This window comes from Nocardia heshunensis (assembly GCF_054782115.1).
Genome location: NZ_BAAGTC010000002.1, coordinates 1,109,496 through 1,123,211, shown reverse-complemented (window position 1 = coordinate 1,123,211; position 13,716 = coordinate 1,109,496). Strand labels below are relative to the sequence as shown.

The 13,716-nt window shown below is 64.3% G+C and carries 9 protein-coding genes and 1 tRNA gene; 6 read left to right on the top strand and 4 right to left on the bottom strand.

Going from position 1 to position 13,716, the window contains the following annotated elements:
* Nucleotides 1-2 precede the first annotated feature (2 nt).
* Both casB and ACYVN4_RS05300 read right to left on the bottom strand, forming a co-directional pair.
* On the bottom strand, nt 3-569 hold the full coding sequence (gene casB / locus ACYVN4_RS05305) for a type I-E CRISPR-associated protein Cse2/CasB (RefSeq protein WP_460718084.1): 567 nt from the start codon (nt 567-569) through the stop codon (nt 3-5).
* A complete protein-coding gene (locus ACYVN4_RS05300) occupies nt 566-2,140 on the bottom strand; it encodes a type I-E CRISPR-associated protein Cse1/CasA (RefSeq protein ID WP_460718083.1) in 1,575 nt (524 codons plus the stop codon). The genes casB and ACYVN4_RS05300 overlap by 4 nt, the downstream gene beginning before the upstream one ends.
* 169 nt (nt 2,141-2,309) lie before the next feature.
* On the opposite strand from ACYVN4_RS05300, the gene cas2e reads away from it, so the two are divergent.
* Nucleotides 2,310-2,687, top strand: a complete 378-nt coding sequence (cas2e, locus tag ACYVN4_RS05295) for a type I-E CRISPR-associated endoribonuclease Cas2e (RefSeq protein WP_460718082.1) — start codon at nt 2,310-2,312, stop codon at nt 2,685-2,687.
* A 4,827-nt stretch (nt 2,688-7,514) separates the two neighbouring features.
* Here the strand turns inward: cas2e and ACYVN4_RS05290 are convergent.
* Nucleotides 7,515-7,587 (bottom strand) — tRNA-Asn (locus ACYVN4_RS05290).
* A 265-nt stretch (nt 7,588-7,852) separates the two neighbouring features.
* On the opposite strand from ACYVN4_RS05290, the gene ACYVN4_RS05285 reads away from it, so the two are divergent.
* Nucleotides 7,853-9,490 carry a zinc ribbon domain-containing protein gene (locus tag ACYVN4_RS05285; protein WP_460718081.1) on the top strand — a complete coding sequence of 546 codons (1,638 nt, stop codon included), beginning with the start codon at nt 7,853-7,855 and terminating at the stop codon, nt 9,488-9,490.
* Nucleotides 9,441-9,686 carry a hypothetical protein gene (locus ACYVN4_RS05280; RefSeq protein WP_460718080.1) on the top strand — a complete coding sequence of 82 codons (246 nt, stop codon included), beginning with the start codon at nt 9,441-9,443 and terminating at the stop codon, nt 9,684-9,686. The genes ACYVN4_RS05285 and ACYVN4_RS05280 overlap by 50 nt, the downstream gene beginning before the upstream one ends.
* A gap of 153 nt (nt 9,687-9,839) precedes the next feature.
* Here ACYVN4_RS05280 and dnaG read toward each other — a convergent pair whose 3' ends face one another.
* Nucleotides 9,840-11,750 carry a DNA primase gene (gene dnaG / locus ACYVN4_RS05275; RefSeq protein WP_460718079.1) on the bottom strand — a complete coding sequence of 637 codons (1,911 nt, stop codon included), beginning with the start codon at nt 11,748-11,750 and terminating at the stop codon, nt 9,840-9,842.
* 97 nt (nt 11,751-11,847) lie between these two features.
* On the opposite strand from dnaG, the gene ACYVN4_RS05270 reads away from it, so the two are divergent.
* The 3 genes from ACYVN4_RS05270 to ACYVN4_RS05260 are packed head-to-tail and all read left to right on the top strand — an operon-like array spanning nt 11,848 to nt 13,716.
* Nucleotides 11,848-12,438, top strand: a complete 591-nt coding sequence (locus ACYVN4_RS05270; RefSeq protein ID WP_460718078.1) for an energy-coupling factor transporter transmembrane component T family protein — start codon at nt 11,848-11,850, stop codon at nt 12,436-12,438.
* A 55-nt stretch (nt 12,439-12,493) separates the two neighbouring features.
* Nucleotides 12,494-13,042 carry a biotin transporter BioY gene (locus ACYVN4_RS05265; RefSeq protein ID WP_460718077.1) on the top strand — a complete coding sequence of 183 codons (549 nt, stop codon included), beginning with the start codon at nt 12,494-12,496 and terminating at the stop codon, nt 13,040-13,042.
* The gene (locus tag ACYVN4_RS05260; protein WP_460718076.1) at nt 13,039-13,716 is read left to right on the top strand and encodes an energy-coupling factor ABC transporter ATP-binding protein; all 678 of its coding nucleotides are present in this window, start codon (nt 13,039-13,041) and stop codon (nt 13,714-13,716) included. The genes ACYVN4_RS05265 and ACYVN4_RS05260 overlap by 4 nt, the downstream gene beginning before the upstream one ends.

Genomic DNA, 13,716 nt, shown 5'->3' with positions numbered 1-13,716 from the left:
GATCAGCGCACCCTTCTCGAGTTGGTGTAAGGCAGATAGAAGTCCTGGGCCCAGTGGTGCTGGATCGTGCGATCCGTGTCCGTCCATCGCAGTAGGTCGACTGCGAGCTGGTACCAGTTCGGCGGCACGCCGGAATCGGCTCGCAGCAAGTCGATCCCGTGCTGGACGCGGCGGTACGGTGGCTCTCGGGAGACCAGAATCTGGTTGATCAGGCGTACACAGCCAGGGTTATCGGTGCCGCGGCGTCCGGGCGGGCCGAGCTTGGTCATCGCATAACCGAGCGACCCCGATCCCTTATGCAAGACCGACCCGCCGGCATGGAAGCGCGCGAAGAGATGGGCAACAGATTCAAACACTTGGATCGAATTCTGGCTCAGAGCAACACCGTTGGGTGCCGCGTAGTTTCCGGCCAGAAGACGCGCAACTGTTTCGGCACGGGGGCGTCGTAGATCGGCCAGGTACCCGACATTCCCTGCTGCGATCAGACTGTGCAACCAGCTGGATAGGCTCGCGGCGGCTTGCTCGTCTGCGTTGCGCTGCAATGGATTCATCACGGCGTCGCCGATCATTGCGCTCCCTGATACTGCTTGAAATGACGTGCCTGTAGCCCCTTCAGAAGCCTCTCCCGGGCACGGACCTTTGCCTGCCACCCGCGCGCATTCGGTGCCAACGACCTCAGCCGTTCATCGAGGGCTTCGATCGTGATCTCGCGAAGGTTCTCCGCATGCATACGGAGTTCATGTTGTGGTTCATGCCCCGCCGCGACGCGTTCGAGCAACCGATGGAACGGCGAGCCTGCTCTTGCCCATACGTAATCCGAAGCATCGAAACGCTTCATCAGGTCCTTGCGTTGCTCCGGAGGGCAGGCTGAGTAGGTATAACGGAACGCTTCGGACGCTGCGGCATTCAACGCCACGACTGCGTCCTCGGTCAGTTCCACGGCCCCCTCCGCGGTCTGTTTCAACGCGATCCTCCGATCGGGATCAGGATCGAAGGGAAAGATCTCCCGTACCCAACCCTCCACGCCCCGTTGGTCAGCGGCCAGCCCGACTGCAAGAAGCCGTACGGGACGCTCGAGTTCATTTCCCAGCAGACCGAAGAGCCCCTCGCCGCTTCCCGGGGTGAGGCTGGCCGAGTAAATGGCATGGGCGTCGCGCCACAGTGCTCGACCCACGTTGGCTTGCAGCCGTTTCGCACCCAGATAGACGGTGTCGAAGTCGGCGTAGCTGTCACCGTTCTCAGCGACTGCTACGGTCTCACCCATACCGATCAGCACACGATCTACTGTCGGTGTCGGACCTCCAGAGTCTCTGCCATGCAACAACACTGAGCGACCAAGAATGCTATGCCAGTCGGCAGGACCGTCCATCGTCCGACTCTCCCGGATGGTGATGAACGGACGGCGCGGACGGTCGCTCCATGAAGCATTGAAGGTCCCACTCGATCGATGGATGCTGAGATTCAGCCGCAACGTGTCACCGAGGGTCTCGCCGAGAGCAAGGACACGCACCCGGGTTCCCAGACGACCCACAGCACCACGGGTAAAAGCATCTCTGTAGCCGAGAGTGTGCTCCACATGCTTCACGACACCCTCGGTCATCATCCGGCCGCCGAGCCCGTAACAATGCTGAGTGATCATCGAGAGGAACGCGTCGCACGCACTGACCGGCTCCGAATCATGCAGGTGCACATGGTCGGCAAACTGGTTGTAGTTCTTCGCGCGCTCCAACATCAGCTGGACCGGGCTGTAGCCGAAGCCCACGAGCGGCTCGGCCAATAGGGCGTTTTGACCGAAAGGCCGTTCAGCATCGAACAAGTCGAAACAGCCTCGACCACCGCCCGTCGTCAGCCACTCGACGACACTATCGAACGACCGGTACTGATCGACCCACATAGCCCACTCACGCGGCGAGCGTGGGGTGTACCCGGCCGCGTGGCAGATCGCGAGAAGAAGCTCGTAACAGGCGATCTCAGCGCCAGGAGACGGATGACTGACGATAATCTCATCCGAGTCGGCTGCCGCGAAGACATCTCGCAGGCTACGCCATTCCAAGCGGTCTTCCGAGGTCAGAACAGGAATACACGGCTCAAGGGACAGGTCGAAACAGACTGGGCTGCATGATGTTTCCGATTCTGCCACCGCACCCCCTCCGTGGTAACCGATAGCCTTGTGCAGGCTACGCCAAAACCAACCGATAGCAACACCATTCCGAAGAAGGGACTGTGCGTTCACTGAAGATCTTCCACAACCACTGACCGCTCAGAAAGGGGTGATCCTCAGGCACCTCCTACGAAGACGAGGGAGTCCCGTGGTAGCCCTAGTCCTCAGCGCATGCCCGGCAGGCCTGCGTGGTCAACTCACCCGCTGGCTCCTCAAGATCAGCCCCCGCGTCCTCGTCGGAATCCTGACCACCCGCGTCCGCGACCTCGCCTGGCAACGAGTCGCCGAACTCTCCAAAGACGGCCGCGCCATCATGATTTACTCCACCCACTCCGAACAACGCCTCGCATTCAATGTCCACCGCCACGGGTGGGACCCCGTCGACATCGACGGCATCCACCTCATACGCCGCCCACACCCCGGCAACCCCAAGCTTGCCAGCCCCCGCGCTGGATGGAGTAAAGCCAGCAGATACCGAAAGGCATCCCACGCCCGCAACAGATTCTCCAGCAAGGAAAGTGAATGAAAACCGGCCAATTCACGTGCAAACGCAATGGTCAGGAAGTGTGCTCCCCGCGTGCGCGGGGGTGAGCCCGACATCGGGCGTCTCCCACCGCCCCAGCTGCGGTGCTCCCCGCGTGCGCGGGGGTGAGCCCCATTCGGTGACCGGCCCATTCGGGTAGTCGGGGGTGCTCCCCGCGTGCGCGGGGGTGAGCCCGACCTGCGACATCGCCAACGTGCGCTCGCCGCGTGTGCGGGGGGCGAGCCATTGTCGAAGTTTGGGTGAATGGAGATCTTGGCGTGCTCTCCGCCTGCGCGGAGGCGAGCCCTGGGCACCACCGATGTGATTGTCGCGGTCTAGTGCTCCTCGCGTGCGCGGGGGTGAGCCCGGGTCCTCGGTCTCGCGATTGGTCCCAATCGTGTGCTCCCCGCGTGCGCGGGGATGAGCCCCTGCCGTGCGAATGCACCTGATTTACAGTCAGGTGCTCCCCGCGTGCGCGGGGGATGAGCCCTGATTGCCGAGTCCAGAAACAGGCCAGCGAACGTGCTCCCCGTGCGCGGGGGGGGGGGGTGAGCCCGTTCCGGTGTCGCCGAACTGGTTCTTCTTCCAGCGCTCCCCGCGCGTGCGGGGGGTCAGCCAGGGTAGCGGTCGGCGAGTCCATCGAAATACACTGCTAGACAGCATGATTCATCTGCGACAGCATCTCAGACCCTCGTTCGAGACCAGGACACGACGCAGCAGAATCTATCTGTTGGGACAGCTGGATTTGCGGGTTTCTCAAGAGCAAAACGTCGGCAGATTCCGCGACCATCAGCCAACAATAAATAGCACTTGACCTGCAATGATAGGTCCCCGAGGTCGGGGATTAGCGGTGCCATAGTGACCAAATCGTCGACACAGAACTACAGATTTCAGTGTTTGTGCGACTATGCTCTAGTACGTGAGACCAAGCACGGGACGGGATCTCACCGATCCAGCCCCGTGCCAGTCTTGAAAGTTGCTGTAGACCTAGAGTTGGACGCTCAGAGCAAGGTCCACAGCTGATGAAGAAGCAGCTTGGCCGCCTCGATGGTGTCCAAGCTGTTCTCATGTGGAGACACGAGTCGCTCAAGCACGCCGTAGGCGTTGACCAACCGGCAAGCCCACCCGAGTCCCCGTGCGACGGGACGGAGCGAGTTCACGACAGCCCGGAGACGTTCCCGGGACTGCTTCGGTTGCTCTTCTTCGTTCTGTTCTTCAGTTGTAAAGGGAGGCACGAGTGCCCACCTGCTTTCCGGGTTGATGTAATTCGACCCGCCGGCGGGATTGCACGGCGGCCGCGGAACTTCCCCGGCGGTATCGCCGGAGAGGCTCTGCAGGCCATGCAGTCCCGCACACGGGTTCGCCGGATCCCTTGCAGGACCCGCCCGAACCACACCACGAGCCGGTCGCCGTTGCGGCGGAGAATGTCGTGCCGCTTCGGATACCAGCTCTGGGGGTGATCGTACTCCGCAGGCGGGCACCCGTGGAAAAACAGCTGACTGGCACCGGACCAGGATTGCGGCCAATTCGCCCCCGCAGCACAGTTTTCGAGATGCTCGGAGCGGCCGCCGCGCCAGGGATGGCCTCAAGAGTTCGTCAAGAACCAACCGACCATGATCGTCGTCATGAGCTCCCTGCCGATCGCCACCGACCCGGGAAAGTTGTGGTGCACTTCACATTTGACGGCAAGTGCATGACATGGCAACAGCCCTCGGATCGGAGCGAGTCAGGGCTGCTGGACCGATCGGGCGGTTACGCTTCGGCCGCAACGTAGGTGCCGCCGTCGTAGTTGCGACCGGATCCCCTTGGAGCGGACCGACGTAGGTGAAGCCCTCGATGCGACCGCAGACGGCCAGGGCCGCGCCGACAGTCTGCAGCGCGGCCAGCTGGCGGGAGCGGTCAAAGACCCGGAGCATCAACGCGTGGTGCGCCCCGGCCGCAGCAGCCGCCGACCGCGGGGACTCATTCCCGCACGCGTAACGAGCACAGAAAACCAACCGAGTGAGGACCGTCCGCCGCGGGCTCATCCCCGCTCGCGCGGGGAGCACAGGAACCGCGATGAGCAGGTCTTACGTTAGCGGGGCTCATCCCCGTATGCGCGGGGAGCACAGCCAAGACCGTCCTGGACACATTTGCCGGTGGGTGCATCCCCGCGTGTACGGGGAGCACCCAACAGTGTCGTCGCCCTCAACGCCCTTAGCGGGGTTCATCCTCCACGCGCGGAGAGCGGGGCTTCCGCAATGTGCCTGAGCTGCAACGCATGGGTTCATCCCCGCGCGGGGAGCCCGTTTTGGCGGGCAGTTTTAGCAGCGCGATCAGGGTTCATCCCGCGCGCGGAAGCGCGCGGACTGCACCACGTACCACGGCACCGTGCAAGGTTCATCCCTGCGCAGGGAGCGCGACACGTCCTCCATGACCCTGGTCTCGATCGCGGGTTCATCCCCGCGCGCGAGGAGCGCCGCGTCCGCGAAGTCGTGCTGTGCGATCCGGCGGGTTCACCCCCGCGCGCACCGGGATCTCACGATCGCCCGCCCCCACGCCGAGGTCTCGGCGGGTTCATCCCCGCGTGAGCAGCGCACAGTCATCTACGCCTGGAACCACTTCGATTGGGATTCATCCCCACACACGCGCAGAGCACAACAAGAAGAACCTGGACCTGCTGCGCGACCTGGGTTCATCCCCACGCATGTGGGGAGCATAGCCATCACCGGTAGGTCGATCCGTCGCCGACGGGTTCATCCCCGCGCGCGGGGAGCACGAAATCTGCGACGTAGCCACCGGCGCACTGTCGGGTTCATCTCCGCGCGTGCGGGGAGCACCTCAATAACGATGGTTCCGGTGCAGTGAATCGGGGCTCATCCCGACACACGCAGGGAGCATACGGTGAAGATCTGCTGCGAGCTCTGTATCAGGGGCTCAGTCCCGCACATCCTTCAGGTGAATCCCGTTGTCCCACAGCTGGCTTTGCCCCCTGCAAGGGAGCGCAAGTTGTTCCGCCGCCCTCGCAGTCGCAGATGGGCTCATCCCCGCTCATACGGGGAGCACTCGAATTGCCGGACCACGTTGTACCAGGCGTGGGGCTCATCCCGCACACGCGGGGAGCACCAAGGCGCCCTGGATACCCGGGTTCTGGTCTGGGGTTCATCCCCCGCACGCGCGAGGGGAGCGCTTGGCGTAGACCTTGACCTTGGTGCGGTGGCCGGGTTCATCCCCGCGTGGGGAGCGCATTCGCCTGGACAACGAATTCGGCGAATTCTTGGCTCATCCCAAAACATTCGGGGAGCGCTGTTCGTTGGAAAGGAAGCCCATTACGCAGGCCAGTCCATCCCCGCACACGCAGGGAGCACCCTGTCAGAAGGGGATACAGGTTCACGCCCGTAGGCTCATCCCCGCACGCGTTCGGGGAGCATACCTGGATCGAGCACGGCGAGGGTCGTAAGCGGGGTTCATCCCCGCACGCGAGGAGCACGCCTGCCCGTAGCGCGCTACGCGGCGAATCGAGGGGTTCATCGCCGAAAGCGCGAGACGCGCGTGATCGTGGGCATCTGCGCGATGTACCGGTCGGGTTTATCCCCGCACATGCGGGGAGCACTCCGGCAGCGTGCAATACGCGAGACACTCCCCCGGTTCATCCCCGGTGCAGGGGAACCTGTCTCTGCGCAACCGCGAAGCCCCCTGGGCTCATCCCGCGCCCGCCGGGAACGCTGCCGATATTCAGAGGTAATCATTGCGAACACGGGTTCATCCCAGCGTGTGCGGGGAGCACAGACTCGTGCACGACTCGAACCTCCAACACAGGAGTTTATCCCCGCCGCGCAGGGAGCGCCGACTCAAGCGCTCCCTTCCGGCGATTGGATGGGGTTCACCCCCGCACGCGGGGAGCACTCCTGGGATTTGGTGGAACCCTTGACCTGCCCGGGGTCATCCCCGCACGCAGCGAGCGCGCAATTCCGTTCCACAGCTTTACAATTCCGTCGGGTTCATCCCCGTACGCGCGGGGAGCGCCACTCGCACTCCATTACGACCCTGATGGCACAGGGTTCATCCCCGGCGTGGGGAGCGCCTGGTCGGCCCTGCACGGCGCGACCCGTCAGAAGGTTCATCCCCGCGCGTACGGGGAGCACGTGATGGTTCCAGAGCCGGGCATGCTCGTGTTGGGTTCATCCCCGCGCTTGCGGGGAGCATGTTGCTACCGCCGCGCCTTTCGTGATCACGGGTTTCATCCTCGCGCGAGCGCACTACCAGGCCGAATTCTGTAGCCGCCCACTTGGGTTCATCCCCGCGCGCGGGAGCGCACCGGCATTCGGCTTATCGGCGACGCTATGAAAGGTTCATCCCCCGCGCGGGATCGCTTGTTCGGCACCATACCGATACCGGTCCTGAGGAGTTCATCCCCGCGTGCGGGGTGCGCGATACCAGTGCAGTTGCCGCATGGTTCATCCCGGTGCGCGTAGGAAGCAGGACAGACGCAACCCGTATGGGGGAACGCATGTGGCCAGACGGCGGTCGTGTCGTGTCGTCGGGTTCATCCCGTGTGCAGGGAGCACGATCCGGGCTACAGCATCACTTATTCGACGATGGGCTCATCCCCGCGCACGGGGAGTATATCCATTTCGTCCACTGCTCTTGGTCGGTGTTGGGTTCATCCCGCGCGTGGGGAGCATCTAGATACCTCGCTGACCAGCTACCCGACGCGGGTTCATCCCACAAGATCGCTGCGAACTAGGACGAACGGTGACTTCGCTACGACTTATCTACATAAGGAGCGACCTTGGTACGAATTCGGCCCCTGACCTTGCGGGGTGAACCGCTAGTCAGGGGCCGAAAATGCTCCCCCATCTGGACTCGAACCAGAAACCTGCCGATTAACAGTCGGCTGCTCTGCCAATTGAGCTATAGGGGATTGTTTCCCTGGCTGGCTCTTCCGAACCGGCCGGGGAAAACTTTAGCGTATCGGTTGTACAGTTCCCAAATCGTGGCTCTACCTGTGGGAACATGGGTGGGAGCGAGACCGGGGTGCCGGATCGACAAGGTGGGGTGAGGGGCGGGCAGGGCTGCAGGCTGGGGCCTGTGCGAAGAGGTGCGGGTCCGCTGGCAACGTGTCCGTTCTGTCCTCCGTTCGCGCCCGGGGCCTGAAGTTGTCGGTGGCCTCCTGTATTAACTGGGTCATGACGCGCGCCACGGAGGTCGCCAGGATGAGTTGCCGGTCCTACCGGCTGCCGTCCTGCGCGAACGCGGCGAAACTCGCGCGGGTCGCCGCGGTACTGCCGGTGTGGCAGGCCGGGCTGGGGCGAGCCCAATCTGCGGTGCGGCGGCAGTTGTTCACCACCGGTGTACTGCCCCGGTGGGTGGACACCAAAGGATGGGACGACGGCTTATCGCAACGGCAGTGGGACTCGGTCGGTCAGCAGGCGGTGGCTGCACACCTGTCATGGCTGGGCAATTGCGAGCGGGTGTTTCGCGACCTCGTCACCGGCTCCACTCTGCCCGAGAAGGTCAAAGCAGATCTGCTGTATGTGAACAAGATCCACGGCTGGTACCGACACCCCGACCTAGGGCAGGACGGGGCCCAGACAGCGCAGATTCAAATGTCGAAGACACGTGCCATCTCGGCCGAGGTCTTCATCCTGGCTCGGACGATCATGCGACAGGTCCGCAGGCGTGTCGGGGCTCCGGATCTGCGGCGTGTCCGCACGATGGTGATGGACGGCAAGATCGCCCTCGTAGAATCCCCGAAACATGCAGGCACACCCGCCTATTGGGTTCGGATCTCCACCCTGACCAAAAACAAACCCGTGTGGATCCCACTGCGCACCCAAGCGGCGTTCGAGGCGCGCCTGGCGCGCCCGGGCGCGGTAGTGGCCAACCACTGCCAAGTCATCATCACCAGGGAGGGCCAGGTCGAGTTCCGGCTCGTCGTGAAAACCAGGAAAGCAGTACCCAGTGACGAGCGGACCCGCGACCTGGGAGTGGACTGGGGCATGGCGACTTTGTTCGCGACCAGTGATGGCACCTTACACGGGCGCGACTTCCTGAACCGGTTGCGCGCCTATGACGCCCGTCTGCAACCGCTGGTCGCGGCGTTGAACCGCCAGCACATCAAGTTGCGGGAATCACGTCGTTACCGGGCTTTGGTCCAAGACATTCGCGGGTTCGTCACCAATGAGGTCAACCGGTGCTTGAACCGAATCCTGAACCCGGACAAGGGCGGCGCACCCGATGTCGCCCGAGTCATCGTGGAGAAGCTGGACTTCCGTGGTCTGGCCCAGGCCGGCAAACTGTCCAAACGCTTGCGCCGACTGCTCGCACTCGCGGGCCGGGCCGCTGTCGACACCAAACTCGCTGCCCTGCGTGAGGATCTCGGCATCGAGACCCTCGAAGTCTGTGCCGCCTACTCCAGTCAGGAATGCGGCAGCTGCGGATACACCGCTAGAAACAATCGCCGAACCCAAGCACGCTTCCAGTGCCGGTTCTGCGGGAGAACCGTCCACGCCGACATCGGCGGAGCCCGAACACTGCTGAGACGTTCTCATCCAGTGGGCCCCGACTCGTCTCGGAATCGTGGACAAGTCCTGGACGCTCTCGACGAACGATTTCAGTCCCGCTGGGGCCGGACGTTCGCCGAGATCGCTCAGCGACAGCGTCACCGGGCGGCACGAGTCACGCCCACCGCCGATCCTCCGGACACCGCCGGAGGACGACGAAAGGACAACGGATTACCATTCGTGTCTGACCCTATGGGAGGAGCTTCTCGGGATGCTGCGGTTGATCATCGGTGTGGCGGCTGGGTACGTGCTGGGCGCTAAGGCCGGGCGGGCTCGTTATGAACAGATCAGTAAGACGACCCGTGCGATCAGCGAGAGCCCTGTCACGCGGAAGGTCGTGATGATCGGGCGGCAGAAGCTCGCGGACAAGCTGAGCACCCAGCCGAAGCTGGAACCCATGGTGCCAATCGACGAGCGCACCACAATCCTGGTGCCGCAGGATCAACTGCGGCGCTGAGGGATTGGGGCGTTGCCCCTTGCCCCCTTGTGGGGGCTGCGCCCCCACACCCCTGCGATAGGGCGGCGAGCCTCGCCGCCTGCCGGCTGGGTGGGTCGCCAACGACGGCGGGCGGGGTTCGAAACTGAAACCTGCCGATTAACAGTCGGTTGTTTACGCGAAGTCTCCTGAGTTGCCCATGGCCTGGGTCAGGAGGCTTTTTCGGTATTGCTCCAAGGCGACGAGGTCGCCGAACAACGCCATGTAGGCGTCGGGTTGTTCGGTGGATGAGATGCGCTGGAGTTTAGATTTCAGTTCGGCTACCTGGCGGCCTACCCAGGATTCTTGGGTGCGGGCGAGGACGCCGGTGATGAAGCGGGGGATGTCTTCGGCGGATTTGACCGGTAGCGGTTCGGCGGAGAGTTCCGAGACCAGGGCGCGGAGGGTGAGGTCGTCGGTGTTGTCGGCGACGCCTGCTACCCATTCGGCGCCCGTCAGGCCGCTGGCGGTGCCGCCTGCTTCGACGATGGCGGCGCGGACGGCTACGTAGGCGGGGTGGGTGAAGGTTTCGGACTCCAGGGAGTCGAAGACCGGGCCCGCGAAGGCTGGGTATTGCAGTGCGGCGGCGAGGGTTTGGCGCTGCGAGAGTAGGGCGGGGTCGTGGGGGTTGGGGCGGGCGGCGGGGCTTTCGGCGATCTCTTGGCGCGGTTGGCGTTCGGGGATGCCGGGTTTGGCGCCGTTGCCGCGGGCGCCCTTGCGGGCTTCGTCGCCGACGCGGCGGACGACCTGTTGGATGTCGTCCCAGCCGACCCAGCCGGCCAGTTTGGTGGCGTAGGCCTTGCGGAGGGCGAAGTCCTTGATCTGGGACACCACGGGGACGCCGCGGCGCAACGCTTCGACCTGGCCTTCGGGGGTGTCGAGGTTGTGTTCGGCGAGCAGGCCGCGGATGACGAACTCGTACAACGGGACTCGGCGGGCGACCAGGTCGCGGACCGCGCCGTCGCCGTTGCGCTGGCGCAGTTCGCACGGGTCGAGGCCGTCGGGGGCGACGGCGATGTAGGTCTGCCCGGCCACTTTCTGGTCGCCGGAGAAGGCCTTCAGGGCGGCGGCCTGGCCTGCCGCGTCGCCGTCGAAGGTGTAGATGATCTCGCCGCGCCAGAAGTTGTCGTCCATGAGCAGGCGGCGCAGGATCGCCATGTGCTCCTCGCCGAAGGCGGTGCCGCAGGACGCGACCGCGGTCTTCACGCCGGACAGGTGCATGGCCATGACGTCGGTGTAGCCCTCGACGACGACCGCCTGATGGCCCTTGGCGATCTCGCGCTTGGCCAGGTCGAGACCGAAGAGCACCTGAGACTTCTTGTACAGCAACGTTTCCGACGTGTTGATGTACTTGGCGGTCATGGTGTCGTCGTCGTACAACCGGCGCGCGCCGAAGCCGATGACCTCGCCGCCGAGATTGCGGATGGGCCACAGCAGGCGGCGGTGGAAGCGGTCCATGGGGCCGCGCTGGCCCTGCTTGGACAGGCCCGCGGCCTCCAGCTCCTTGAAGTCGAAACCCTTGCGCAGCAGGTGCTTTGTGAGCGTGTCCCAACCGCTGGGGGCGTAGCCGCAACCGAACTGGTGGGCGGCATTGTGGTCGAAATTGCGGTCGGTCAGATACTTGCGGGCCGCCTCGGCCGCGGGCTCGCCGAGTTGCGACATGTAGAACTCGTGCGCCGCGGCATTGGCGGCGACCAGGCGGGCGCGGGTGCCGCGGTCACGCTGGACCGAGGTGCCGCCGCCCTCATAGTTGATCTTGTAGCCGATGCGATCGGCCAGCTGCTCGACGGCCTCGACGAACCCGACGTGCTCGAGCTTCTGCAGGAACGCGAAGGCGTCGCCGCCCTCACCACAGCCGAAGCAGTGGAACACACCATGATTCGGGCGCACATGGAAGGACGGGGATCGCTCGTCGTGAAAGGGACAGAGTCCCTTCATGGAGTCCGCACCGGCACGTTTGAGGGCCACATACTCACCCACGACATCCTCGATCCGGACACGGTCACGAATCGCCGCGATATCGCGGTCCGGAATACGGCCTGCCACGCGACGAGTCTAGCCCTGTGGGACCGACACTCTGGACCGGGACGCACGCCTGGACGCCGGACCGAATGGCCTTTCCGCCGCATGCCAGGATCTACGGGTGCTCAGCCTGTACCACGACGCCCGGACGCCGGTGCATACCGTGCCCGCCGGGGCGAAACTGCTGGTACTGGCGGTCGCCGGGACCACGCTGTTCTTCGTGCCGTCGATCTTGTGGCTGGCCGTGGCATTCGCGATCGTGCTGGGTTTGTATGGGCTGGCCCGGATTCCGTGGCGCACGACCGGGCGGCAGCTGCTCGGGCTCGCACCGTTCCTGGTGTTGATCATGCTCGCGCAGGTGATCTTCACCGGCTGGCAGAGCGCGGTTCTGGTCGGGGAACGGCTGATCACGTTGGTATTGCTGGCGAATCTGGTGACGCTCACCACACGCACCTCGGCGATGATCGACACCATCGAGTCGGCGCTGCGGCCGCTCACCCCGCTCGGCGTCCGGCCCGAGCGGGTGGGACTGCTGGTTGCCATGACCATCCGGTTCGTTCCGGTCATCCGTGAGCAGGCCGAACTCGTGCGGGCCGCCCAAAAGGCTCGCGGCATCGAGCGCAGCACGGTCTTCCTGGTCCCGCTACTGATCCGCACACTCCGCATGGCCGACGGCGTCGGCGAGGCGCTGGATGCGCGCGGGCTGGACTGAGCCTCCGAACAGCACCCATTCAGGTCACTGAACAGCTGCCCATTAGGATCGCTCGGTGCGTAGTAGGGATTTGGCGCAGATCGCGCTGTTCGCGGCAATCATGGTGGTTCTCGGATTCTTCCCGTTGATCCAATTGCCCGGAGCCTTCGCGCCGTTCACCTCGCAAACTCTGGGCGTCATCCTCGCCGGATCGATTCTGGGCGCCAAGCGCGGTGCGCTGGCGATCCTGCTGTTCGACGTGCTGGTGTTCGCGGGCCTGCCGGTGCTGCCGGGCGGGCGCGGCGGACTCTCGGTGATCATGGGCCCGACGGGTGGCTTCGTGATCGCCTACCCGATCGGCGCGCTGGTGATCGGATTGCTCACCGAACGCGTGTGGCGGCACTACAACCTGCCCATCGCGCTGGCGATCAACTTCCTCGGCGGCGCGATCGTGCTGTACGCCATCGGAATTCCGTGGATGGCCGCGGCGGCGCACATCTCGCTGGCCAAGGCATTCACCACGTCGGTGGCGTTCATTCCGGGCGACATCGTCAAGACCATCATCGGCTCGATGGCCGCGGTCGCGGTCCGCAAGGCGTATCCGATGATCCGGGTCGACGCGTGATCGACATCGAGGGCGTCTCCCATCGTTTCGGCGACCGCGAGGTGCTGCGCGATCTCGACCTCACCTTGAGTGAGCGCCGGATCGCGGTCATCGGCGCGAACGGTTCGGGCAAGTCCACTTTCGCGCGATTGTTGAACGGCTTGCAGATCCCGACGAGCGGCAAGGTCGCGGTCGACGGCCTCGATACCCGCAAACAGGGCCGGGCCGTGCGCAAACTGGTCGGATTCGTCTTCCAGGATCCGGACGTACAGATCGTCATGCCGACGGTTGCGGAGGATCTGGCTTTCGGGCTCAAGCATCACGGCGTCGCCAAATCCGAGATCCCGGACCGAGTCACCGCCACGCTCACCGAATACAGCCTGGCCGAATTCCGCGATCACCCCGCGCATCTACTCAGCGGCGGCCAGAAGCAGTTGCTGGCCATCGCCGCGGTGCTGTCGGTCGGCCCGAAGTATGTGGTCTTCGACGAGCCGACCACCCTGCTGGATCTGCGCAACAAGCGCCGCATTTCCCTTCTGCTGCAGGAACTTCCGCAGCAGCTGATCGTGATCTCACACGATCTGGACCTGCTCGCCGACTTCGATCGGGTGCTGGTCTTCGACGAGGGCCGCCTGATCGCGGACGGCGCACCGGCCGACTGCATCGCGCAGTACGTGGCCCTGCACCAGAACTGA